The sequence below is a fragment of the Streptomyces sp. NPDC001153 genome (genome assembly GCF_053598315.1).
The window spans coordinates 1-24288 of the sequence record NZ_JBSFJZ010000051.1; the positions used below are offsets into that span (position 1 = coordinate 1).

Annotated in this window: 24 protein-coding genes and 1 tRNA gene; 17 read left to right on the forward strand and 8 right to left on the reverse strand. The window is 69.8% G+C overall.

Going from position 1 to position 24288, the window contains the following annotated elements; all coding sequences use genetic code 11:
* The 5 genes from ACWDEN_RS39970 to purM form a co-directional block, all read left to right on the forward strand.
* Positions 1-215: hypothetical protein (locus ACWDEN_RS39970; RefSeq protein ID WP_450862858.1), on the forward strand; the 215-nt coding region annotated here is incomplete at its 5' end.
* Positions 216-225: 10 nt separating this feature from the next.
* On the forward strand, positions 226-1023 hold the full coding sequence (locus tag ACWDEN_RS39975) for a maleylpyruvate isomerase family mycothiol-dependent enzyme (RefSeq protein WP_351600693.1): 798 nt from the start codon (positions 226-228) through the stop codon (positions 1021-1023).
* Between the two features lie 35 nt (positions 1024-1058).
* Positions 1059-1517 carry an META domain-containing protein gene (locus ACWDEN_RS39980; RefSeq protein ID WP_351600690.1) on the forward strand — a complete coding sequence of 153 codons (459 nt, stop codon included), beginning with the start codon at positions 1059-1061 and terminating at the stop codon, positions 1515-1517.
* A gap of 201 nt (positions 1518-1718) precedes the next feature.
* On the forward strand, positions 1719-3248 hold the full coding sequence (purF, locus tag ACWDEN_RS39985) for an amidophosphoribosyltransferase (protein WP_351600687.1): 1530 nt from the start codon (positions 1719-1721) through the stop codon (positions 3246-3248).
* Between the two features lie 34 nt (positions 3249-3282).
* Positions 3283-4350 (forward strand): phosphoribosylformylglycinamidine cyclo-ligase, encoded by a 1068-nt coding sequence (gene purM, locus ACWDEN_RS39990; protein ID WP_351600684.1) that lies wholly within the window; start codon positions 3283-3285, stop codon positions 4348-4350.
* Positions 4351-4428: 78 nt separating this feature from the next.
* On the opposite strand, the gene ACWDEN_RS39995 is transcribed toward purM, so the two are convergent.
* Entirely contained in the window at positions 4429-4686 is a 258-nt protein-coding gene (locus tag ACWDEN_RS39995) for a DUF3073 domain-containing protein (protein ID WP_450862861.1), read from the reverse strand.
* A gap of 290 nt (positions 4687-4976) precedes the next feature.
* On the reverse strand, positions 4977-6083 hold the full coding sequence (locus ACWDEN_RS40000; RefSeq protein WP_450862863.1) for a Leu/Phe/Val dehydrogenase: 1107 nt from the start codon (positions 6081-6083) through the stop codon (positions 4977-4979).
* A gap of 204 nt (positions 6084-6287) precedes the next feature.
* On the opposite strand from ACWDEN_RS40000, the gene ACWDEN_RS40005 reads away from it, so the two are divergent.
* Together ACWDEN_RS40005 and bldC are read left to right on the forward strand one after the other, a co-directional pair.
* Positions 6288-7130 (forward strand): hypothetical protein, encoded by an 843-nt coding sequence (locus ACWDEN_RS40005; protein ID WP_351600679.1) that lies wholly within the window; start codon positions 6288-6290, stop codon positions 7128-7130.
* Positions 7131-7668: 538 nt separating this feature from the next.
* On the forward strand, positions 7669-7875 hold the full coding sequence (gene bldC / locus ACWDEN_RS40010; RefSeq protein WP_003949541.1) for a developmental transcriptional regulator BldC: 207 nt from the start codon (positions 7669-7671) through the stop codon (positions 7873-7875).
* 459 nt (positions 7876-8334) lie between these two features.
* On the opposite strand, the gene ACWDEN_RS40015 is transcribed toward bldC, so the two are convergent.
* From ACWDEN_RS40015 to ACWDEN_RS40040, 6 genes are all read right to left on the reverse strand, one after another.
* Entirely contained in the window at positions 8335-8526 is a 192-nt protein-coding gene (locus ACWDEN_RS40015; protein ID WP_351600676.1) for a DUF6274 family protein, read from the reverse strand.
* A gap of 289 nt (positions 8527-8815) precedes the next feature.
* Positions 8816-8890, reverse strand: a tRNA-Asp gene (locus ACWDEN_RS40020).
* A gap of 96 nt (positions 8891-8986) precedes the next feature.
* Complete coding sequence (gene hrpA, locus ACWDEN_RS40025) at positions 8987-12952, reverse strand: ATP-dependent RNA helicase HrpA (protein WP_450862866.1); 3966 nt, start codon at positions 12950-12952, stop codon at positions 8987-8989.
* A gap of 140 nt (positions 12953-13092) precedes the next feature.
* Positions 13093-13302, reverse strand: coding sequence for a DivIVA domain-containing protein (locus ACWDEN_RS40030; RefSeq protein WP_351600670.1), 210 nt, complete (start codon positions 13300-13302; stop codon positions 13093-13095).
* 224 nt (positions 13303-13526) lie between these two features.
* A complete protein-coding gene (locus ACWDEN_RS40035) occupies positions 13527-14147 on the reverse strand; it encodes a GNAT family N-acetyltransferase (RefSeq protein WP_450862867.1) in 621 nt (206 codons plus the stop codon).
* Positions 14128-14886, reverse strand: coding sequence for a GntR family transcriptional regulator (locus ACWDEN_RS40040; protein ID WP_450862869.1), 759 nt, complete (start codon positions 14884-14886; stop codon positions 14128-14130). Before ACWDEN_RS40040 ends, ACWDEN_RS40035 begins: the two co-directional genes overlap by 20 nt.
* A gap of 736 nt (positions 14887-15622) precedes the next feature.
* On the opposite strand from ACWDEN_RS40040, the gene ACWDEN_RS40045 reads away from it, so the two are divergent.
* From ACWDEN_RS40045 to ACWDEN_RS40090, 10 genes are all read left to right on the forward strand, one after another.
* Complete coding sequence (locus ACWDEN_RS40045; protein ID WP_450862871.1) at positions 15623-15784, forward strand: hypothetical protein; 162 nt, start codon at positions 15623-15625, stop codon at positions 15782-15784.
* Between the two features lie 222 nt (positions 15785-16006).
* A complete protein-coding gene (locus ACWDEN_RS40050) occupies positions 16007-16276 on the forward strand; it encodes a DUF6284 family protein (protein WP_450862873.1) in 270 nt (89 codons plus the stop codon).
* On the forward strand, positions 16273-17133 hold the full coding sequence (locus ACWDEN_RS40055; protein ID WP_450862875.1) for a protein spdB: 861 nt from the start codon (positions 16273-16275) through the stop codon (positions 17131-17133). Before ACWDEN_RS40050 ends, ACWDEN_RS40055 begins: the two co-directional genes overlap by 4 nt.
* A complete protein-coding gene (locus tag ACWDEN_RS40060) occupies positions 17133-17480 on the forward strand; it encodes an RRQRL motif-containing zinc-binding protein (protein WP_450862877.1) in 348 nt (115 codons plus the stop codon). Before ACWDEN_RS40055 ends, ACWDEN_RS40060 begins: the two co-directional genes overlap by 1 nt.
* Positions 17481-17482: 2 nt before the next feature.
* Positions 17483-17800, forward strand: a complete 318-nt coding sequence (locus ACWDEN_RS40065) for a hypothetical protein (protein WP_450862879.1) — start codon at positions 17483-17485, stop codon at positions 17798-17800.
* A gap of 149 nt (positions 17801-17949) precedes the next feature.
* Positions 17950-20088: an ATP-binding protein gene (locus tag ACWDEN_RS40070; protein WP_450862881.1), complete on the forward strand. Its 2139-nt coding sequence runs from the start codon at positions 17950-17952 to the stop codon at positions 20086-20088.
* Between the two features lie 207 nt (positions 20089-20295).
* Complete coding sequence (locus tag ACWDEN_RS40075) at positions 20296-20790, forward strand: hypothetical protein (protein WP_450862882.1); 495 nt, start codon at positions 20296-20298, stop codon at positions 20788-20790.
* A gap of 89 nt (positions 20791-20879) precedes the next feature.
* Positions 20880-21764, forward strand: coding sequence for a deazapurine DNA modification protein DpdA family protein (locus ACWDEN_RS40080; protein ID WP_450862884.1), 885 nt, complete (start codon positions 20880-20882; stop codon positions 21762-21764).
* Entirely contained in the window at positions 21761-22684 is a 924-nt protein-coding gene (locus ACWDEN_RS40085) for a bifunctional DNA primase/polymerase (RefSeq protein WP_450862886.1), read from the forward strand. The genes ACWDEN_RS40080 and ACWDEN_RS40085 overlap by 4 nt, the downstream gene beginning before the upstream one ends.
* A gap of 340 nt (positions 22685-23024) precedes the next feature.
* Positions 23025-24170: a DUF3631 domain-containing protein gene (locus tag ACWDEN_RS40090; protein ID WP_450862888.1), complete on the forward strand. Its 1146-nt coding sequence runs from the start codon at positions 23025-23027 to the stop codon at positions 24168-24170.
* The last annotated feature ends 118 nt before the right edge of the window (positions 24171-24288 follow it).

Sequence of the window (24288 nt, forward strand, 5' to 3'; positions counted from 1 at the left end):
CACCCACCCCATACGACAACGTCGGCTCCCAAGACCACAACCAGGTCTTGGGAGCCGACGTCACGCACGGGCCCGAATTAACCAACAGCGTCCGGAAGCCGGACGGGGCCCTTCTCATGCGGCCACGGGCTCAAGCGGAAGAGACCGTCGACCGGGCGGGCCGGGCGTTCGGCCTGGTCGAAAATGCCCTGAAGGCCCGCGCCGCCAGGGCATAGGCTCACCGCCATGCCACCGGCCAAGAAGCGCGCCCGCAGCTACGACCCCGACAGGACCCGCGCCGCGGTCCTCGCCCAGTTCGGAAGCGTCCGGGAGGCGGTGCGCGGTCTCACCCCGGAGCAGCTCGCCCTGCCCACCCGGCTCGGCGAGTGGACCGTACGCGAGCTGGTCGTGCACATCGGCATGGCGCTCACCGCGATCCCCCGGGCGCTCGCCCTGCCCGAGCCGCCGAAGGCGGACGCCGTCCTGCTCGACTGGCCCTTCGCCACCGCGGCCAACGCCGCCGCCATCGACGAGTTCACCCGGAACCTGTCCGCCGGACACCAGGACCTGGACGCCCACCTCACGGACATCGACCGGTCCCTGCGCACCCTGCTCGCCGAGCACTCCGGCAGCCGGATCCTGCAGACGAGCGCCGGTGCGCTGCCCCTGGACGACTACCTGGTCACCCGCACCGCCGAACTCGTCGTCCACACCGACGACCTGAACGCCGCCGTACCGGGTCTGGACATCCCGTACGACCGCCAGGCCCTGGCCGCCGCCACCCGGCTGCTCGCCGACGCGCTCGCCGTGAAGGCGCCCGGCGGCTCCACCGAGGTGCGGGTGCCGCCGTACGCCGTGGTGCAGTGCGTCGAGGGGCCCCGGCACACCCGTGGCACCCCGCCCAACGTGGTGGAGACCGACCCGCTGACCTGGATCCGGCTCGCCACCGGCCGCCTGAGCTGGAAGGACGCCGTGGAGGAGGCCAAGGTGAGCGCCAGTGGGGAGCGGGCGGACATCGGGGGGCTGCTGCCGCTCATGTCGTAGCGGAACCGACCCGGCCGCTCCACCGTCGAATCGCCATGAACCGGTACAAGCAGCGCATGGTCCTCGCACCGGCGGCCGCCGTGCTCGCCGTCCTCACGGTGGCGTGCGGCAACGGGAGGGCGGACAGTGGTGCGGTGACCGTCCAGCAGCCCGTGACCGGCGTCGACTGGCGGGTCGACAGCCTCACCGTCGGCGGCACGACCCGGCACGCGCCCGCCTCCGCCCGCCTCCGCATCGACGCGGACGGCAAGGCGGCCGGCAACCTCGGCTGCAACCAGTTCAGCGCCCGGGTCACCGTCCACGGCGACCGGATCACCTTCGGCGACCTGCGCACCACCCGGATGGCCTGCGCTCCGGACCGGATGGACTTCGAGCGCGCGCTCGCCCGCGCGCTCACCACCGGCACGCTCGTCGCCGAGACGCAACACGCGAAACTGACGCTCACAGACGGCGACGGCGACCGCATCCACCTCAGCCGCAACGCGCCCGGATGATGTGCGACACCTCACTCACGCATCCGGCGAACCGGCCCGCGACCGATGCCCGCAGAGCCGCCGCCGACTCTCAGATCCCCGGACGTACCTCTCTGACCTGCGCAAACGCGGAAACCGACAAGGTGATCGGTAAGCCCTTTCCCGTTAAGGGCACGTATCCCCAATTCGGACCAGTGGTCGACCTCGCCTACACTCGGTGCCGTGCCACGTGGTGACGGTCGACTCAATCACGATCTGCTTCCCGGCGAGAAGGGCCCCCAGGACGCTTGCGGCGTCTTCGGTGTCTGGGCTCCGGGTGAAGAGGTCGCAAAGCTCACGTACTTCGGGCTCTACGCCCTCCAGCACCGGGGTCAGGAATCCGCGGGAATCGCGGTCAGCAACGGCTCCCAGATCCTCGTCTTCAAGGACATGGGCCTGGTCTCCCAGGTCTTCGACGAGACCTCGCTCGGTTCGCTCCAGGGTCATATCGCGGTCGGTCACGCCCGCTACTCGACCACCGGCGCCTCCGTGTGGGAGAACGCCCAGCCGACGTTCCGCGCCACCGCGCACGGTTCCATCGCGCTCGGCCACAACGGCAACCTGGTCAACACGGCCCAGCTCGCCGAGATGGTCGCCGAGCTGCCCAACGACAACAACAGCCGTTCCAGCCGGGTCGCGGCCACCAACGACACCGACCTGCTGACGGCCCTGCTGGCCGCCCAGGTCGACGAGGACGGCAAGCCGCTGACCATCGAGGAGGCGGCCCACCAGGTCCTCCCGAAGGTGCGGGGCGCCTTCTCCCTCGTCTTCATGGACGAGCACACCCTCTACACCGCCCGTGACCCGCAGGGCATCCGCCCGCTGGTCCTCGGCCGCCTGGAGCGCGGCTGGGTGGTCGCCTCCGAGACCGCCGCCCTGGACATCTGCGGCGCGAGCTTCGTCCGCGAGATCGAGCCGGGCGAGTTCGTCGCCATCGACGAGAACGGCCTGCGCTCCTCCCGATTCGCGGAAGCGAAGCCCAAGGGCTGTGTCTTCGAGTACGTGTACCTGGCCCGCCCGGACACCGACATCGCCGGCCGGAACGTGTACCTCTCCCGCGTGGAGATGGGCCGCCGGCTGGCCGAGGAAGCCCCCGTCGAGGCCGACCTGGTCATAGCGACCCCGGAGTCCGGCACCCCGGCCGCCATCGGCTACGCGGAGGCCTCCGGCATCCCCTTCGGCGCGGGTCTCGTGAAGAACGCCTACGTCGGCCGGACCTTCATCCAGCCCTCGCAGACCATCCGCCAGCTGGGCATCCGCCTGAAGCTGAACCCGTTGAAGGAAGTCATCAAGGGCAAGCGCCTGGTCGTCGTCGACGACTCCATCGTGCGCGGCAACACCCAGCGGGCCCTGGTCCGCATGCTCCGCGAGGCGGGCGCCGCCGAGGTCCACATCCGGATCTCCTCGCCGCCCGTGAAGTGGCCCTGTTTCTTCGGCATCGACTTCGCCACGCGCGCGGAGCTGATCGCCAACGGCATGACGATCGAGGAGATCGGCACCTCGCTCGGCGCCGACTCGCTCGCCTACATCTCCATCGACGGCATGATCGAGGCGACCACCATCGCCAAGCCGAACCTGTGCCGCGCCTGCTTCGACGGCGAGTACCCGATGGAGCTGCCGGACCCCGAGCTGCTCGGCAAGCAGCTCCTGGAGACCGAGCTGGCGGCCGGTCCCGCCGCCACGGCCGCGGCCGACGCGATCCGTCGCCCGTAACACCCTGCAGTACGACACGAAAGCTCTCACAGTCATGTCTGAGACAACTGGTGCCAGCTACGCAGCGGCGGGCGTCGACATCGAGGCGGGCGACCGCGCGGTCGAGCTGATGAAGGAGTGGGTGAAGAAGACCCAGCGCCCCGAGGTCCTCGGCGGCCTCGGCGGCTTCGCCGGGCTCTTCGACGCCTCCGCCCTCAAGCGCTACGAGCGCCCGCTCCTCGCCTCCGCCACGGACGGCGTCGGCACCAAGGTCGACGTCGCGCGCCGCATGGGCGTCTACGACACCATCGGCCACGACCTGGTCGCCATGGTGATGGACGACATCGTGGTGTGCGGTGCCGAGCCGCTGTTCATGACCGACTACATCTGCGTCGGCAAGGTCCACCCCGAGCGTGTCGCTGCCATCGTGAAGGGCATCGCGGAGGGCTGTGTGCTCGCCGGCTGCGCCCTGGTGGGCGGCGAGACGGCCGAACACCCTGGCCTGCTGGGCGAGGACGACTTCGACGTCGCCGGGGCCGGTACGGGCGTGGTGGAGGCCGACCGGCTACTCGGCGCGGATCGCATCCGTAAGGGTGACGCGGTGATCGCCATGGCGTCCTCCGGCCTTCACTCGAACGGGTACTCCCTGGTCCGCCACGTCCTGCTGAACACCGCCGGCCTGGCCCTGGAGACGGAGGTCCCGGAGCTCGGCCGCACCCTCGGCGAGGAGCTGCTGGAGCCCACCAAGATCTACTCGCTGGACTGCCTGGCGCTGACCCGCACCACGGACGTGCACGCGTTCTCGCACATCACCGGCGGCGGCCTCGCGGCCAACCTGGCCCGCGTGATCCCCGACGCGCTGCACGCGGTCGTCGACCGCTCCACCTGGACCCCGGGCGCGATCTTCGACCTGGTCGGGAAGACCGGGAACGTCGAGCGCCTGGAGCTGGAGAAGACCCTCAACATGGGCGTCGGCATGATGGCGATCGTCCCCGCCGAGTCCACCGAGGTGGCCCTCGCGACCCTGGCCGACCGCGGCGTCGACGCCTGGGTGGCCGGCGAGATCACCGACCGTGGCGCCAAGGAGACCGGCGCGGAGCTGGTGGGGGACTACGCGGCCTGATTCCGCGGCCGGCGACCGTGCGCACAGCACAGAAACCGGTCGGTGGCTGTGCCACCGACCGGACTGGTCACTGCAAGGTCAAGCGCCGCGACGATGCTGTTGGTGAGGATCGTTGTCGGCCTCTTCCTCGTCGTCGTCCTCGTAGAGGTCGGCGTAACGAGAGTAGAGATCGTCCTCGTCGTTCTCATCGTCCTCGAACGGCTCGCCGTTCGGCGGCTGGCTCGAAGTCGATGCGCCCAGTTCACTGGCCAGACGTGACAGGTCAGTCCCACCGCTGTTGTACTTCAGCTGGCGGGCGACCTTTGTCTGCTTGGCCTTGGCCCGGCCGCGCCCCATGGCTCGACCCCCTCGGTGACGGGGCTCGACGGCCCCAGAGTCTGACACGCGTTCATGATCCGGAACGGACCCTCCGTGGAGAGGCCGGTCCGTAGGGCTTCCACGGTACCTGAGCCCGCGCCCATACGGTACGTCGCCCGCAGCACGCGCGTGTGCACAGGACCTTCGAGGCGCCCCGTCCTCGCTGGTCAGTGGCGATTTTAACCACTTATCGGGGAACGACCCGCCGATGGAAGTGAGAGTTCTCTCGAAGTCCCCACCGGCGGGTACCGCTCACCTGTGCGACGGACTCAGTGCGCAGCGTGGCTGCCGCGGGCCTCGGCCATCCGCTGCTCGGCGATACGGTCGGCCGCCGCGGCCGGCGGAATCCCGTCTGCCTTCGCACGTGCGAATATGGCCAGCGTGGTGTCGAAGATCTTCGCGGCCTTCGCCTTGCACCGGTCGAAGTCGAACCCGTGCAGCTCGTCGGCCACCTGGATGACCCCGCCGGCGTTCACCACGTAGTCCGGCGCGTAGAGGATCCCGCGGTCCGCGAGGTCCTTCTCCACGCCCGGGTGCGCGAGCTGGTTGTTGGCCGCGCCGCACACCACCTTGGCGGTGAGCACCGGCACGCTGGCGTCGTTCAGGGCGCCGCCCAGCGCGCAGGGGGCGTAGATCTCGAGCCCGTCGACCCGGATCAGCTCCTCGGTGTCGGCCACGGCCGTCACGCGCTCGGGGTGCTGGTCGAGGATCCGCTGGACGGCGTCCGCGCGCACGTCCGTGATCACGACCTCGGCACCCTCGTCCAGCAGGTGCTTCACCAGGTGGTGGCCGACCTTGCCGACGCCGGCGATGCCGACCTTGCGGCCGCGCAGCGAGGGGTCGCCCCACAGGTGCTGCGCGGAGGCGCGCATGCCCTGGTAGACGCCGAAGGCGGTGAGCACGGAGGAGTCCCCGGCGCCGCCGTTCTCGGGGGAGCGGCCGGTGGTCCAGCGGCACTCGCGGGCCACGACGTCCATGTCGGCGACGTATGTGCCGACGTCGCAGGCGGTGACGTAGCGCCCGCCGAGCGAGGCGACCATGCGGCCGTAGGCGAGGAGCAGCTCCTCGGTCTTGTCACGCTCCGGGTCGCCGATGATCACGGCCTTGCCACCGCCGTGGTCGAGGCCGGCCATGGCGTTCTTGTACGACATCCCGCGCGCGAGGTTGAGGGCGTCGGCGACGGCCTCGGCCTCGGTCGCGTAGGGATAGAAGCGCGTGCCGCCGAGGGCCGGGCCCAGGGCGGTGGAGTGGATGGCGATCACGGCCTTGAGGCCGCTCGCGCGGTCCTGGCAGAGCACGACCTGCTCATGGCCGCCCTGGTCCGAGTGGAACAGCGCGTGCAGGACATCAGCAGACGCGCCGGTTACGTCGGTCACTGTGGTGACTCCTGTGTACTAGCGGCGAGTGGGGCAACCGGGCCCCGTGCGGGTGGCGGGGTACCGGCTGGCATGAGCGTAGAGCCTCGGCACGACCACCGTCCGCGCAGTGTTCAGGATCACTCTCCCGCGCCGATCGTGCACGCATGTCCGTGGGACGATTTGCAGTGGTTTCGAGCCGGGTCCGATGGGGAGGGAGCAGGCGTGCCGAAGGTGTCCTCCGTGGTCGTCCCCTATGCCGCGTACCTGCGCGTGTACGAGCCGCTGGGCGCCTTCCCGGAGCCGGAGCGCAGCCACTGGGCGCGCTACGCACGCCGCTCCGACCGCCCCTCGTACCAGGACGAACTGCGCCGCTCCCTGGCCGACTTGCTGCCCACCCCGCCGGTCGTGGTGCCGGTGCACGAGAGCAGCGACGCCTTCGTGACGGAGGTCGACGGCGTGGTCTGCGTGTGCCCCTGGCGGACCCGGCTGCGCGGCTGGCAGGCGCTCGGCGAGCTGGCCGAGGAGCTTCCGGCGCCGGTCCTGGACGCGGTGCTGCCCCCCGTCGTACGGCGCCAGGCCGCCCAGGACTACGAGCGCTGGCTGACCCGCAACCCCGACGCCCGCCCGTGGATCCGTACGGCGACCTGGCAGGTGCCGCTGAACTGGTTCGTGCTGGTCTCCGACGAGGAGCGGCGCTACGAGAAGGGCACCGCCGAGGTGCCGCCCCTGCTGCGCTACCGCACGCCGATGGTGCAGGCCCGGCGGCGGGTGGCGCGGGCGCTGCGCACGCTGAAGGACGCCGTCGAGGAAGGGCCGCTGATCGACGGCCTGGTGGACGTCGGCCGCTGGCTGGAGGAGTTCCATCCGCGCTCGCTGGTGGAGCTGGACTACGGCGGCCTGGTGCATGTGCTGTCGGCGGGCGAGCTGGAGGGCGACCACTCGGCGGCGGACGTGGCCGAGGGGATCCAGGCGCTGCGGCGGGGCGACGGGGCGGCGGCAGGAGAGGCCTATGTGCGGCTCGTGGAGCGGTGGCGGGCGGTCCGGGATCGGCGCTCGGCGAACTGAGGTTCCCGAATCCCTCAGGAGTGACGTACGTCACGGCTCGAACGGCGTCGAACGGCGTACGGTCTAGGCCACTTGACCATGTGACGGGACGTTGGTCCCGATCTGGACTTTTGCCCCAAGGGTGATGGACGGCACTTACGCGGCTCTTGCGTCGCTTACCGCTCCTCATGCCAAAATAGGACAAGGAGTCCGGGGAGGGCTCCGTCCGTCCAACTGTGCTCCATTGTGGGCGGAATCTCGGCATTGCCTGCTTTGGGGGGTCTTGTGGCTCCTGATCGTCCTGTGACTGATCGTCACAGTGGCGTGACTGTCCGCTATGGCATGGTCCATCGGCTTCCGTCGCTGATGAACACCTGGGAGGGCAATTCCATCGGTTTGGCCGACGCGGCTGGACAGATGGTGTAGTTGTAGTGCCGAGGACAAGCCGTTCGTCCTATAACCGACTCGACTCGCGTCCGCCATTTCGGGCAACGCGGGTCAAGGTGCAGAATTTAGAGGAAAGAACCGAGAAGGTTCGGTTCTCCCGAGGAGGCCGCTCATGACCGCTCGCACCCCTGATGCCGAGCCGCTGCTGACCCCGGCTGAGGTCGCCACGATGTTCCGCGTCGACCCGAAGACGGTCACGCGGTGGGCGAAGGCCGGCAAGCTCACTTCCATCCGTACGCTCGGCGGGCACCGCCGCTACCGCGAGGCCGAGGTCCGCGCACTGCTCGCGGGCATCCCGCAGCAGCGCAGCGAGGCCTGAACAACCGAATACCGGGCAATCCGGCAGGTCCCCCAACCGGCCGAGGCGCCCGAACCCTAGCTTCAAGCGACGCGGGATCTGCCCCAACAGGCCCCTCGCCCAAGCCGAAGAGAACGTTGTAGGCAGCGACACAGGGTGCGTCGTAGATCGCGCTGGACTCCGCCGGGTCCAGCGCGATCTTTTTTGTGCGCTGGCCGGGATGTGGATGGGCCGCTGTGAGCGGGCTTGTCGGAGTCTGCGCATGGCTGTCGCCATCGCTGTGCGTGACCCATGAGGGGGGTGCAATTGCACATATTAAATTGACCTGTTGTAGGACAGGGGTAAGTACCGCCCTTTTAAAAACTCATGCGGTGACTCCCGTCACATGCCCCGGCGGTTGTTGCCGACGGCAGGGGTGCGCTAGTGAAGCGGCCGGTCTCCAGCGTCCCACGCGGGCAGGGGTGTTGGGGCCGGCGTCGGTCATGCGCTGCGGGGACTTTCGTCCTCGGCCTCCTCGTCGCTCGCTTCGGGGACCCGGGTGCCGGCGTCCATCGCCAGCCGCAGCAGGTGGTGACAGACGGGGCAGTGGCGGGTGAGATGCCGGTAGGACGAGGCGGCCGCCAGATGAGCCCTCAGCAGCGCCCGCGTCTCGTGCCTGACCGATGCCGCCATACGCCACCTCCGCGGACCGCACAGGGGAACGGGCCCTGTCTTCTGGGTACCGACGGAATGTGACGCCGTCAAGGGAGCGGGGTGGCTCCGCCGGTTCGGCGGCTTCCCCGGGTGCCCCGACCGGCTCCCGCTGTGGACTGCCGCCCCCGGCCCCCGCAACGGCCCTGAACGGGCCTTGCCCTCAAGCGCCGGACGGGCTGGAGGCGGACCGGCACCGAGGCGGCCAAGGGGACGTGCCGACATGCGGAAGGGCCCGCATCCGTTGCCGGATGCGGGCCCTTCGTCCATGCGGTCCTGACGGGATTTGAACCCGCGGCCTCCACCTTGACAGGGTGGCGAGCACTCCAAACTGCTCCACAGGACCAGGTTTCGCGGCGCTTGGCTCGTGCACTGCGCTGCGAGAAGAGACTGTACAGGAGGTGAGCCCGCCTGGTCGAACTCACTCTCTGTGTCCGGACGGCTACGGCGCGGCCGCGTCGATCGCCTTCACGATCCGCTTGTCGGATACGGGGTACGCGGTGCCGAGGGCGTGGGCGAAGTAGCTGACCCGCAGCTCCTCGATCATCCAGCGGATGCCCAGGACCGAGGAGGGGACCGGGCGGCCCTTGGGGAGCTGTTCCAGGAGCCAGGCGTACTCGTCCTGCATCTCGTGGACCTTCTCCATGCGCGTGGTGTCCCGCTGGACGTTCGTCGGCATCTGCTGCAGGCGCCGGTCCGCGGCCACCAGGTAGCGCATCAGGTCGGGCAGGCGCCGTATGCCCGCCCAGGTGACGAATCCCGGCTTCACCAGGGCGTCCAGCTGCCTGCGTACGTCCGTCAGGTTCGCCAGCAGGGCGGGGCTGCGCACGGCCTTCAGGCGCCGCTCACAGGCCTGCCAGGCGGCCAGCACCTGCTGCACCTGGGCGACCGTACGGACCGTCGTGTCGACGATCTCCGCGCGCACCTTGTCGTACAGCTTCCGGTACGACTCCTCGTCCCAGGCCGGACCCCCGAAGTCCGCGATCAGCTTGTCGGCCGCCGCCATCGCGCAGTCGTCGAACAACGCCTGCACGGAGCCGTGCGGGTTCGCGGAGAGCGCCAGCTTCTGGGCGTTCGTCAGCTTCTCGGACGCGAACTTCGCCGGGTTCACCGGGATGTTGCGCAGGATCAGGCGCCGGGTGCCCTTCCACATGGCCTCGGCCTGCTCGTCCTCCGTGTCGAAGAGTCGGACGGAGACGGTGTCGCCGTCGTCCACGAGCGCCGGGTAGGCCTTGACCGGCTGGCCGGCCCGGCGGGTCTCGAAGACCCGGGTGAGGGTGCCGATCGTCCAGTCGGTCAGGCCCTTGCGCTCCAGGGACTCGCCGCCCTCGCGGGACGCGGTCGCCGCCGCGGCCTGGGACAGGGCCTGCCTCGCCTTCGGCTTCAGCCTGAGCTTCAGCGCCTCCAGGTCCTTGTCCTCGGCCAGCTTCCGGCGCCGCTCGTCGACGATCCGGAAGGTGATCTTGAGGTGGTCGGGGACCCTGGACCAGTCGAAGTCCTCGGCCTCGAAGGGGACGCCGACCATACGCTTCAGCTCGCGGGCCATCGTCACCGTCAGCGGCTCCTGCAGGGGCACCGCCTTCTCCAGGAAGGCCTTGGCGTAGTTCGGCGCGGGCACGTAGTGACGGCGGATCGGCTTCGGGAGCGAGCGGATCAGCTCCGTCACGACCTCCTCGCGCAGACCCGGGATCTGCCAGTCGAAGCCCTCGTCGGTGACCTGGTTGAGCACCTGCAGCGGGACGTGGACCGTGACGCCGTCCGCGTCCGCGCCCGGCTCGAACTGGTAGGTCACCGGGAACTTCAGCGGTCCCTGCCGCCAGGAGTCCGGGTAGTCGGCCTTGGTGACCGCCTCCGCCGACTCCCGGATCAGCATCTCCCGCTCGAAGTCCAGGAAGTCCGGCTGCTCGTGCCGCTTGTGCTTCCACCAGGAGTCGAAGTGCGCGCCGGACACGACGTGCTCGGGCACCCGCTGGTCGTAGAAGTCGAAGAGCGTCTCGTCGTCGACCACGATGTCCCGGCGCCGCGCCCGGTGCTCCAGCTCCTCGACCTCGCTGAGGAGTCTGCGGTTGTCGGCGAAGAACTTGTGGTGCGTGCGCCAGTCGCCCTCCACGAGCGCGTTGCGGATGAACAGCTCGCGACTCGTCTCCGGGTCGACACGGCCGTAGTTCACCTTGCGCTGGGCGACGATCGGGACGCCGTACAGCGTGACCTTCTCGTACGCCATCACGGCCGCCAGGTCCTTCTCCCAGTGCGGCTCGCTGTACGTCCGCTTCAGGAGGTGCTCGGCGAGCGGCTCGACCCACTCGGGCTCGATCTTCGCGTTGACCCGCGCCCAGAGCCGGCTCGTCTCCACCAGCTCGGCCGACATCACGAGCTTGGGCTGCTTCTTGAACAGCGCCGAACCCGGGAAGATCGCGAACTTGGCGCTGCGGGCGCCCAGGTACTCGTTCTTGTTGCCGTCCTTCACGTCCTTCATCCCGACGTGGGAGAGGAGGCCGGCGAGGAGCGAGATGTGGACGCGCTCGGCGGGGGCGTCCTCCTCGCTGAGGTGGATACCCATCTGCTTGGCGACCGTGCGCAGCTGGGTGTAGATGTCCTGCCATTCGCGAATGCGCAGGAAGTTCAGGTACTCCTGCTTGCACATCCGGCGGAAGGAACTGGAGCCGCGCTCCTTCTGCTGCTCGCGGACGTACCGCCACAGGTTGAGGTAGGCGAGGAAGTCGCTGGTCTCGTCCTTGAAGCGGGCGTGCTGCTGGTCGGCCTGGGCCTGCTTGTCGGCGGGGCGCTCGCGCGGGTCCTGGATGGACAGCGCGGCCGCGATGACCATGACCTCGCGGACACAGCCGTTCCGGTCGGCCTCCAGGACCATGCGGGCCAGGCGCGGGTCGACGGGCAGCTGGGCCAGCTTGCGGCCGGTGTCGGTGAGGCGCTTGCGCGGGTCCTTCTGCGCGGCGTCGAGCGCGCCCAGCTCCTGCAGCAGCTGCACGCCGTCGCGGATGTTGCGGTGGTCCGGCGGGTCGATGAAGGGGAACTTCTCGATGTCGCCGAGGCCGGCCGCGGTCATCTGGAGGATGACGGAGGCCAGGTTCGTACGCAGGATCTCCGCGTCCGTGAACTCCGGGCGGGCGAGGAAGTCGTCCTCGGAGTACAGGCGGATGCAGATGCCGTCGCTGGTCCGGCCGCAGCGGCCCTTGCGCTGGTTCGCGCTGGCCTGGGAGACCGGCTCGATGGGCAGCCGCTGCACCTTGGTGCGGTGGCTGTAGCGGCTGATCCGGGCGAAGCCGGGGTCGATGACGTACTTGATGCCGGGGACGGTGAGGGACGTCTCGGCGACGTTGGTGGCCAGAACGATCCTGCGCCCGGTGTGCGGCTGGAAGACCCGGTGCTGCTCGGCGTGCGAGAGCCGGGCGTAGAGGGGCAGGATCTCGGTGCCCTGCCAATCAGCGCCTCCGGCGCGGGGGTACTTCTTCTCCAGGGCGTCCGCCGTGTCCCGGATCTCACGCTCACCGGAGAGGAAGACGAGGATGTCGCCCTGGCCTTCGGCCCGGAGTTCCTCGACCGCGTCGCAGATCGCGGTGATCTGGTCCCGGTCGGCGTCGTCCGAGTCCTCCTCCAGGAGCGGCCGGTAGCGCACCTCCACGGGGTACGTACGGCCGCTGACCTCGATGATCGGGGCGTCGCCGAAGTGCCGGGAGAAGCGCTCGGGGTCGATCGTCGCCGAGGTGATGACGACCTTGAGATCCGGCCGCTTCGGCAGCAGCTGCGCCAGGTAACCCAGCAGGAAGTCGATGTTGAGGGACCGCTCGTGCGCCTCGTCGATGATGATCGTGTCGTAGGCGCGCAGCTCGCGGTCGGTCTGGATCTCGGCGAGCAGGATGCCGTCCGTCATCAGTTTGATGAAGGTGGCGTCCGGGTTCACCTGGTCGGTGAACCTCACCTTCCAGCCGACGGACTCGCCGAGGGGCGTCCTCAGCTCCTCCGCCACGCGCTCGGCGACGGTACGGGCGGCGATACGCCGGGGCTGGGTGTGCCCGATCATGCCGCGTACGCCGCGCCCCAGCTCCAGACAGATCTTCGGGATCTGCGTGGTCTTTCCGGAACCGGTCTCACCGGCCACGATGACGACCTGGTGATCGCGGATGGCCGCCGCGATCACGTCCTTCTTCTGGCTGACCGGCAGCTGATCCGGATAGCCGATGGAGGGCACACGGGAGCGGCGCTCGGCCATGCGGGCCTCGGCCTTGCCGACCTCCGCCTCGATCTCGGCGAGGACGGCGGCGCGGGCCTCCGGCTTACGGATCTTGCGCGCGCCCTCGAGCCGCCGGCCGAGCCGATGCGCGTCGCGCAGGGACAACTCGGACAGACGGGGGGCGAGGGTGCCGAGAGCGGGGGCGGGATGCGTAGACATACGCGATCCAGGATCTCACCCCGCCCGAAAAACACGCGAACGATTTGCCCGCGGTGTTCAGAGGGTGCGCCGGGCCGGCGGTGCGACGGCCTTGCTGCCCAGGTAGGCGGTGGTCGTGCCGCTGACCCCGGTGCCCTGACTCATCGTCCCCCGCCTCGCAGCTCGGCGATCCGCGCATCCACCTGCGTACGGTCGTACCCGCGCCGGGCGATGTCGAAAGCGGGTGGCGCCTCCGGTGCCGTACCCGCGGCCAGAACGGCCAGGTAGGCGTCCACCTGGGCGCGGTCATAACCACGCCGAGCGATGTCGAAACCCTGGAAACCCGGGAAACCCTGGAAGTCGTCTGCCACGCATGCCCCCCTACGACGAAGGCCCCGTTCGCTGAACGGGGCCTTCTGGCTGTGGCTGGGGCCGGGGTCGAACCGGCGACCTTCCGCTTTTCAGGCCGCGTCCTGGAGGGCGCAGCCTGATCATAGGGGGCGTGAGTGTCGGGGGGTAACTGTCTTTGTGCGCTGCTGTTGGCGTACGGGTTGGCGTAGGCGTTCTCGCCATCGCCCCACCGTTGACCAGCGCTTCAGCCCCTCTGGTGGGGTACTGCGGGGTTGGTGGTCGCGCCCGTGCTCTGGCTCACAGTAGCGGGGTGGACCGGCAAGAGGCCGTCTGGCATGGCTAGCTCACCCGCCGGCCGCTGAGCGAGCCATCCTGAGAGCCGGTGCGGTGGCGCCTCCGTGCGGACATGCCTGAAGCCAAGCCGTTCGTAGTAGGCGTGCAGCCCGGTGTTCGTGCGCCAAGTGTCGATGCGAACCCAGTTCCGCCCTTCCAGCGCCGCGAGACGGGACATCCAGTCGATGACCCGCGCTCCGAGCTGTCGGCCGGACGCCTGCCGGGCGACGATGAGCTTATAGAGGTAGAGCGCTGATTCGGGGCGGTCGGCATCGGTCCAGAAGTCCCGATCGACAGGGCCACGGCTGACTGTGGCGAGCACTTCGTCATGCTCGCCAACGACGACCCATGCCCGCCCCTCGTCTATGCTCGCGCGCCACTTTGAGATGGCGCGCTCACCAGTCTCCGGGTCGCTCCACTGGTCGGTGTCTTTGGTGCGTAGCCACCCTTCGGCCTCTGTGCGTAGAGCCAAGAGAGCGGGTACGTCCTCCGCCGCTGCGGGGCGGAGGTACTCAGTCCGTACTGACCTCATAGAGGATCTTGTGCCTGTCTCCGGGGAGGATGGTGACCATGCAGCGGAGGGGGCGATCGTCCGCGTCATAGCCCGTTCGGGTGTGCTCTGCGACTGGAGTAGCTGTGGGAAGGCCAAGTTGCTCCGCTTCCTGGTGAGTCGGCATACGGACTGAGATTTCGTCCACGTACTTGGCTTGCACGAGTCCTACGGAGGCGAGGATGCCGCCCGGCGCGGAGACGTCCCGTGGCTCCATCAGGGGTGTGCCAGCAACGAGTTCCTGAGGGAAGTACGAGTCGGCCAGTGCATAGGGCCGGTTGTCTATGAACCGGACGCGCTTGCGCGCCACAGCCAATCCGTCTTCGGGGAGCCCAAGGCGCTCTCGGACATGGGGCGGGGGCACAACGATCGACACCGTGATCTCTTGGCGGGGAGTGTTTCCGTTCTCCGCGATTGCGCTCGCCCACTGGTCGCCGGCAGTCCGCCCTTCTTCCGCGTTGGCGTGGCGACCCCGACTCTCCAAAGTCGTCCAGTTCCACACGACAGCGGGGTAGTCCTCGCGGACGTACTTCCCCTGTCCCTGTCCGGCGACGACCAAGCCCTCTTCAATCAAGAGGCGTACGCCGGCACGGATGGTCTCGCGGCTGTAGCCGTAGTGACTCATCATCTTGGATTCGCTGGGCAGGGCCTCACCTGGCGCCAACCTGCCGGACCGGATCTGTTCGCGCAGCTCATAGGCGATTTCCTGAGCCTTCGTCATTCCTCGTCGTACTGCCACGGCATCCCCTCTGCTCCAGCTCCTCCGTACAAGTTAGACCAGGGGGCTTGACTCTCCAAGTGCGACTCGTGCAATCTCTTGCTGCGGCACTCCTCCAGACAAGTCGGAAGGGGTGTCACGTACGGTTCGGCCGTACATGGTGCACCGGAGGGGAAGCCCCGCAGGGGTGAGTACCGAAGGGAGCGCCGATTGATTGAGAACTCAACAGGGTGTCAATTCGACGGGGTGTGAATCCCCGTCCCCCGCAACGGCCCGGGTGACGGCCGTCGGCGGCCACTTCGCGGTGGGTGAACCTGTCCCGCCCCGCGTGTCAGCTCTGGAGAACATCCCTCGGGATCATCCCTTCCTCACGGGAGGTCAGCCCGTCGGGTGCCACCTGGTTCGCGCCGCCCTGCTGGCGTCAGAGCAGTGACGATGACGCGCCCGACTTACCCGGCTCGGGACCGGTGCCCCGTGGCAACGGCGCATCGGTGAAGCCGTGTCCCTGCGATCTGCGGGAGGTCGGTCGTGAACCGACGACATACCTGGGCGCCGCCGAGACGGACCGGCCGGCGGCGCCTCAACTTCCCCGGTCCATCTTCTGGTTTCGCAGCGCCTGACGCTGCGGCCGGCTGCCCCTCCCGCCCGTCCGGGCCTGCCGTGAGCGGGGCCCCGTACGGGCGGGGGTGCGGGGAGCCGGGATTCGACTCCGAAGGCGCATCACCTTGGAGGGCATCGCGTGTTCGGTACCAGGCACAGCATCGTCATCGGGTACGGCCCGGGCGGCCGTGGCTACCAGTACTCCTGCAGCTGCGGCGCCACAGGCTGGGTGACCGGCAGTCACGCCCGCGCACAGCAGATGGGCGAGCAGCACAAGGCGGCCAAGGCCAAGAGCAAGTAGAGAGCTCCGGGGTGCTTCCCCGGTGCTCGCGTGAGGTGCTCGGTGCATTCGTGCTGGGCGGTGCAGTGCGCGGAGCGACCCGCTGCACCCGCTCCCCGGCCGTGCGCTGGAGCCGCTACCGCCCCACTGGGGCTGATCCACATCTCAACGGCGCGCGGCTCCCGGGGTGCCTCCCGGGAGCCGCTGTTGGGCCGTTCCACCTATGAGAGGAACCACGACCCAATGGACCACATCGTCACTGTTCAGGACGCTGTTACCGCGTTCGCCGACTTCATGGAGCCGACGGATGCGGAGCTGGACGCGATCGAGCAGGAGATGCCGCTGATCGAAGCGGACGTCGACCTGTTGGACGCGCAGATCATCACCCTGGACCGCACCCCGAGTGAGCTGGACGCCCGCCGGATCCGGCGGGCGCGCCGCCGGGTTCTGGCGGAGCGGGCAGCGCTCGCGAACCGCACGGCCATGACGAGCCTGCCCGGTGGCGCGGCGTGAAGGCCCGGACCGCACTGCCCGCCGTCGCGATGACGGCGGTGTCCATGGTCCTCACCCTGGCCGTGGTCGTGATGTGGCTCGGTCAGACCGTGCCGTGGCTAGTCGCGCTGGTCGTCGGTCTCGGGATCGACGGCGGGTGGCTGGCCACCCTCGCCTATGAGCGCCGTCTCGCCGCGCAGGGCGACCACTCCCGCATCGTGACCGGCGTCGGCTGGTCCTTCGGCCTCATCGCGGCCGGCGTCCTGGTCGCTCACGCACTTCTGACCGCAGACGGCTCTACCGGGGCGTGGCTGGCCGTGGCATGGCTGCCGGTCGCGGCGAAGGCTCTGTGGCTGGTCCACGGGCTGTGGGAACGCACCGCGCTTACCCCGGCCGCGCTGGACGCGATCCGGGGCATTCAGCAAGAGGCCCGCGATGAAGCGGCCGTGGCCCGCGCCCGGCTCCGCTCCGAAGCGGCCACCGAGGCGACCCGGCTTGAGGCCGTGACGGGTGCCGGGGCTCGCGTCGCACGCGTCACGGCCAAGACCGCCAAGACCCTGGCCGGGGCGTGGTCGACGCTGGAAGCGGCCCGCGCCGGTGAGGACACCGGCAGGGCTCTGACCAGCGTGACGGCCCGCGTCACACCCGGCGTCACGCCCCGCTGGGAACTGCCCGTCTGGGGGCCGTTGGAGCCGGTTGCGGTGCCTGCGCTGGAGGGGCCCGCGCTCACTGATGACGAGCTTGATTCGCTGGTGGACGAGATCCGTCGCAGTGAGGATCCGGCCCTGTCGTATCGGGAGATGTCCTCCCGGTTCCGGGCGGCCGGGCACTCCGCCTCCGAGGTCCGCCTGCGGGCCGCCTGGAAGCGCGTCGCGTGATGGCGGCGCTGCCGGTGTTCCGGTGGCGCCTGGCCCCGGACGGATACGCCACCTACCGCCAACTGCGGGCGTGCGGACTGCGCCCCGGCGGTCAGCCGGTGGCAGCCCAGCTCGAACGCCCCCGCCGCCGGCGCGGCCCCCTGGTCGCCTACCTGTACCGCGTCGACCTGGCCAAGCCCGTGCGGCCGATGACGCCGGCGAAGTGGGCGGCCCTGGCCAAGGCCAACGCCGCCCGCCGCATCTGCCCCGCCTGCCGCACGGATGCCGGATACGTCATCCCGCCCTCGCTCGGCACGTGCGCGCCCTGTGCCTTCCCCGAACCCTCCCACGACCTCAGGAGTGCCTGACCGTGAGCAAGTCCGACATCCGCCGCCTGGACAAGGCGATCCAGAACGCCGAACGCAAGCTCCAGGCCGTGCGCAACCAAGAGATGTGGCCGCTGGAGGGCCACGAGCGGCGCGCGATCCTGCGGGCCGTGGCCGGCGGCGCCTACAGCCTCCACCGAGGCAACGGCACCGCCCGCGCGGACAACAAAATCGACAACCTGTTCGGTTCGGCCGAGACTCGGCTCATCACCGAGATCGCCGCGTTCAAGGCCGAGCGTCAGCGTCTCGTGACCGAGGCCGCCCAGGACAAGGCCGCGAAGAAGTCCTCGGGGTGGTGGTGACCACGCTCCCGCCACGCGCTCTCCCCGCCGCCTGACGCGCGGCCCGTATGCCTCGACTGCCGGGGCGGCCGTCCCTGCCACGGACCCGGCCGCCCCGGCGCTCTCTCTCAACTCCCGCCCTGATCAGGGCAGTCAGGAGCAATCCCAGCATGACCGAGAACGTCGTTCACCTCTACAAGACCACCGACCCCGACCGCGAGCCCACCGGCTCTTCCGCTGGTGAGGGGTCGACTCTGACTCTCGTCACCGATGCTCCGGCCGAACCGCCCGCTTCGGTGCTGCCGTTGTGGGTGCGCTCCGGCCGCGCCATCAAGACCTTCGTCACCCACGAGACCACCCGGACGACCGCCCGCGCGGTCGCCCGGCACACCCTCTACGTCGCCGGTGGCGCCCGGATCGCGGCCCGCCGCACCTGGGACGGCCGCACCGCCGCCCGCTATGAGCGGATGCTCCGTGCGGCGGAAGCCGCGGGCAACCACGAGGCGGCTGCCGAGTGGGAAGAGCGCGGGCAGCGCTACCGCGAGGCACGCCACCGTCGCCGGATGGACCTGCTGCACTCCCCGCTGGACGCGGCCAAGGGCGCGGCCGTCAGCGCCGGTATGGGCGTCGGTGGCCTGGTCCTGCTGGGCGTCGTGATGGCGATCGCCACAAAGGACGCCACCGAAGTCGTCACGCCGCTGATGGCGGTCATCAAGTTCATCAACCTGATGATCACCATCGTGCGCGTGGTGTGGGGACCCGCCATCACCCTCGGTCCGCTGCTGGCGCTGCTCGCGCTGTGGTCGGTCGGCGCCCACCAGCAGGCCGCCCCGCAGTGGGCGCTGCCCGCCAACGTCCGCAACGGTGAGGGCGAGCCGATCACCCCGTCGATCGTGGTCAAGGCCCTGCGCGACCTCGGTGTCCCGGCGCTGCGGAAGGCGATCACGGAGATGGGGGACGCTGGCGCGTCCATGCTCGGGCCTATCACCATTGCCGGGTGCGGGGTCGAGGTCGACGTCACCCTGCCGTCCGGGGTGTCCACGGTCGAGGTCCAGCAGCGCCGCCGCAAGCTCGCGGAGAACCTGTCCCGGCATGAGCACGAGGTGTTCATCACCATCCCGCAGGCGGCTCGCACGGTCCGGCTGTGGGTGGCTGACTCCGGCGCGCTGGATGAGGCGATCGGTCCGTCCCCGCTGGTCACCGACGAGACGATGACCGCCGACTACGCGAAGGGCAGGGCGCCGTGGGGGCAGGATCTCCGTGGGGATGCCGCGCTGATCAGCATGTTCCAGCGGATGGTGCTGGTCACCGGTATGTCGAACCAGGGCAAGACTGCCGCGCTGCGCTCGCTCGCCCTGTGGCTGGCCCTGGACCGCACCGTCGAGTTCCGTATCGCCGACCTCAAGGGCTTGAAGGACTGGAGGATGTTCGACGGCCTGGCCACCGTGCTCATCATGGGGCCGACCGATGAGCACGTGATCCAGGCGACCGAGATGGTCGAGGGCGGCGTAGAGGAGATGAACCGGCGGCTCTTGGCCCCGGCCGGCACCGAGTTCCCGCCGCTGATCCTGCTCGTGGACGAAGCACAGGTGGCGTTCATGTGCCCGGTCAAGGACGAGGAGAAGCGGCCCTACGGCGGCAGCAGCCAGAACTCCCGCTACTTCATGGCCTGCCGGAAGATCCACAACCAGGGCCGTGCGGTCAACGTCCTGCTCTGGCAGGGCACCCAGGACCCCACCGACCAGAACCTTCCAAAGCTGGTCCGCGAGGGCGCCCACACCCGCGCCGCGCTCGCCCTGGGTACCGAATCCCAGTCCCGCATGGCGCTGGGCGACAAGGCCGTTAACGGCGGCGCCGCCCCGCACCTGCTGCGGCCCGGACTGGACAAGGGCACCCTCGTCGTCGCGTCCGACGGCATCGAGATCCCCAAGGGCCAGTCGTCCATCACCGTGCGCACCCACTACATCAGCGACGACGAAGCGCAGGTCATCGCCGACCGGGCCAAGGCCCTGCGCTCCGGCGTCGTCACCCTGCACGCCATCGTGCGCGACGAGGAGCGGGATCCGCTCGCCGACATCGCGGCCGTGGTCGGCACCGACGCCCGTGTGCGCACGCAGGAGGTCATCACCCGGCTCGCCGGGCTGAACACCGAGGCGTACGGCGGCTGGTCGTTCCTCGACCTCAAGCGTGTCCTGGACGGCACCGGGGCGGAGCCGTACAAGTCCGACGGCGTGATGGTCATCAGCCGTGACCGGCTTGCCCGCGCGCTCGCCAACCGCGACGACACCGGTTCCGCTTCCGCTTCCTGATCACAGGGAGGCGACCCCCGACGGGACAGGGAGGCAGGGAGAACTCCCTGAACCCCTCCCTGACCCACCTCCCTGCCCCTGACCAGCATTAATGATCCGTCAGGGAGTCAGGGAGGCGCGCAGGTCAGACCCTCGAAAAGCCCCTCTACACGGCACCCCGAAGGGGGTGCCTCAACCTCCCTCACCCAGCACCGGAAGGGATTCCGCATGACCCCCGAGAACGCCCCCGGAACGACCCCCACGGCGGTCGGGATGAGCGACGACGTGGCCGCCGCCGAAGCCTGCCGGATCATCGCTGACGCCTGCCGGCCTGCGCCCGAGACGCCGACCGCCTACCGCGACACCAGCCCTCTGCCCGCCTACGGCAGCACGCCCCCGGTCCTGCAGCCGGACCGTCGAATCGTCCCTGCGTGGGCCGCCGGAACCATCGTCGCTGGCATCGGGGTCGGCGCCGCGTTCGTCGGCATCGGGTGCGGCGTCTGGCTCGCCTGCCGGGGCCTGGCCGCCGTCTCCCTCACCGACGTCCTGTTCGTCACCCTGCCCATCGCCGGCGTGGCCGCCGTCGTCACGGCCGTCGGATCGGCCCTGCGCTCCCTCAAGGACATCCACACCGAGCACCACCACCACTACAGCGGCCCCGTGAAGCAGGAGAACACCACCACGCACACGCGCGGCCTGTTCGCCCGCACCACCAACCGCTAGCCACGCCAAGGGCGGCCCCCTCGTCTCGCCAAAGATCCGGGGCCGCCCTTGCCAACCAGTCCGCAAAAGACCTGTTGGAGGCATCCAGCATGACCCAACCGGCCCACGTCCGGCGAGCCCCACTGCCGGCCAACCCCGCCCGCGTGGCGGGAGCTCCCGCTCCGGGCGGGATGCGGTTCTACCTGACCACGCACAAGCGGCACTGGATCAAGCTCACCGACGTGCCGTTGTTCTTGAAGTCGGAGCACTTCGCCGGCGCGGCCCGGCTGGAGTCGGCACGCGGCCCGTACGCGGTCGACTCCGGCGGCTTCACCGAACTCCAGCGTCACGGCCGCTGGACCCGCTCCCCCCGCCAGTACGTGGATGACCTGCGCCGCATCTGGGAATGCGTCGGCCCTTACGAGTGGGCCGCCCCGCAGGACTGGATGTGCGAAGACCTCATCATCCACGGCGGGCAGGCGGGCCCGCTCACGTTCGTCGGTACTCACCTCAGCGTGCCCGAGCATCAGCGCCGGACCGTCGCCAACTTCCTGGAACTGCGCTCCCTCGCCCCCGACCTGCGCATCGTCCCCGTGCTGCAAGGCCGCACGGTCGCCGAGTACGAGCAGTGCGTAGAACTCTACGAGCGCGCCGGCGTCGACCTGCGCCGCGAACCCACGGTGGGGCTGGGGTCCGTCTGCCGCTTGCAGTCCACCCGCGAGGGCGCGGCCATCGTCACCGCGATGGCCGCCCACGGCCTGAGGCTGCACGGCTTCGGCTTCAAAACCCTCGGTCTGCAACGAGTCGGCCACCTCCTCGCCTCCGCAGACAGTGCGGCGTGGAGCTACCACGCCCGCCGCAGGCCCCCCATGCCCGGCCACACCCACAAGAACTGCGCCAACTGCCTTCCCTACGCGCTGCGCTGGCGTCAGCGCGTCATCAACGCCATCCCCGACCACCGTCAGACGCTGCTCACGGACAGGAGCGCGGCATGAACGCCCCCGCCTCTACCGACCTGGTCCGTCTCGGTCTGCTGGCCTGGGCGACACAGGCCACACAGCGTGGCTGGCACGTCATCCCCCTGCGCCCCGGGGACAAGCGGCCGGCCGGGCACGCAGAGAAGTACTGCCCCGGCACCGGCCGCTGTGCGGACGGGCACAAGACCCCCGAGCAGCGCGCCACCACCGACACCGAACTCTTGATCGCGGCATGGGCTCAACAGCCGTACAACATCGGGATCGCGACCGGTCCATCCGGACTGCTCGTGGTCGACCTGGACACGCTCAAACCGCAAGAGCCGAAAGGAACGCCTGACGGCGTCGCCAACTTTGCGGCGCTCTGCGAGCGCGCCGGACAGACCGTCCCACCTACCTACCGAGTGCGGACCGCGCGCGGCGGTGAGCACCTGTACTTCACCCAGCCTCCCGGCGCCCGGCTGCACAACACCGCCGGACGACTGGCCCGGAAGATCGACACCCGGGGGTGGGGCGGGTACGTCGTCGCGGCCGGCAGCACGACCCCGGACGGCGCGTATACGGTCCTGGACGACCGTGAGCCCGCCCCGCTGCCCAACTGGCTGTTTAAGGCCCTGAAACCGCCTCAGAAGCCCGCACAGGCCGCCACGGTGCCGTTCACCACCCGCGCGGGCGGATACGCGGCGGCAGCCCTGCGCAACGAGGTCGCCAACGTCGCCCACGCCGCCGACGGCACCCGCAACGCGACCCTTCTGCGGGCCGCACGCGCGCTCGGTCGGCTGGTCGCGTCTGGCGACCTCACCCGCGCGGAGGTTGAGCAGGCTCTTAGTAGGGCAGCGGCGGGCAACGCGACCCAGCCTCAGCGCTACTACGACGACGTGATCCGGCGCGGCCTGGACTGGTCCATCGGCGAGAACTCGGCTGGGAGGGGTGCAGCGTGACCAGCCCCCCGCCTACTAAGAGCCTGCCCGCCGCGACCCGGCACCCGCACGCCGCTCCACAGGCTGTGGACGCGACGGCCATAGGCGAGCCGAAAGGCGCCGCCCGCAAGGGCGTCCCTTCTGCTCTTCGCTCTGAGCCGCAGGCCGGAGACGGCCGGTACGTCGCGTGGCTGCACATCTGCGCCTCGCGCGGCACGGTGCCCACGGCCACCTCCAAGTGCCTGTGTGGCTGGGATCGAAGCGCCGTCGGCCACGCCCGGGTGCTCGCACTGATCGAAGCTCACACCGCCCACCGCGAGACCTGCCCGCTCCGGAGCTCCCAGGAAGGAAGGGCCGCCGCATGACCCCCACCATTGACGGGGCCGCGCTGCTGGACGAGGTGGAAGCCTTCCACCGACGCTTCAACGTCTTCCCCACCGAGGCCGCCTACGTCGCCGTCGCGCTGTGGGACGCCCACGCCCACCTGCTCGACTGCTTCGACTCCACCCCGCGTCTGGCCTTCCTCTCTCCGGAACCGGGGTCCGGGAAGTCCCGCGCGCTGGAGATCGTGGAAACCCTTGTCCCGCAGCCGATGACGGCCGTCAACGCGTCCGCCGCCGCCCTGTTCCGGTCCGTGTCCAACCCGACCGGCCGGCCAACGATCCTGTTCGATGAGATCGACACGATCTTCGGGCCCAAGGCGGGGGACAACGAGGAGCTGCGCGGGTTCCTGAACGCCGGGCACCGTCGGACCGGAGTCACCTACCGGTGTATCGGCGACGGCGGCAACCAGACCGTTCAAGCCTTTCCCTCGTACGCCGGGGTCGCCGTCGCCGGACTCGGCAACCTGCCGGACACGATCATGACCCGCTCCGTTGTGATCCGCATGCGGCGCCGGGCTCGCAACGAACGCATCGAACCTTTCCGGGCCCGCGTCCACGAGGCGGAGGGGCACAAGCTGCGTGACCGGCTCGCGCAATGGGCCGAACACGCCCGGGGGTTCGTCATGGGTGCGTGGCCCGACATGCCGGACGGGGTCACCGACCGGCCGGCGGATGTGTGGGAACCCCTGCTCGCCGTAGCCGACGCGGCCGGCGGCGCCTGGCCCGAACGGGCCCGCGCGGCGTGCGTGACGCTGGTGACCGCCTCCAAGGCCAACGACAAGGGCAGCCTTGGAATCCGGCTGCTGACCGACCTGCGCGATCACGTCATGGTCGGCATCGACCGCTTGCCCACCGTCGCCATCCTCGACCGGCTGAACGCCCTGGACGACGCCCCATGGGCCGATCTGCACGGCAAGCCCCTCGACAACCGGCGCCTGTCCCGGATGCTCGCCGAGTACATGACGGCCGACAACGAGCCGATCACCTCCCGCAACATCAAGACCGCCGGAAGCGTCCTCAAGGGCTACTACGCCGCCGATCTCCGGGACGCATGGGCCCGCTACTGCCCCCCACCCCCGGAAAGTCCGCTACCTCCGCTACCCGGCACGGAAAACGCGGTCTGACCAGCAGCAACGGGGTAGCGGCAAGCACCACCGCGAGCCGCTACCCCATCCGCTACCGCTACCCCTTCCCGCTACCTCGAACAGGCCCCTGACCTGCGCGGTAGCGGCGGTAGCGGAA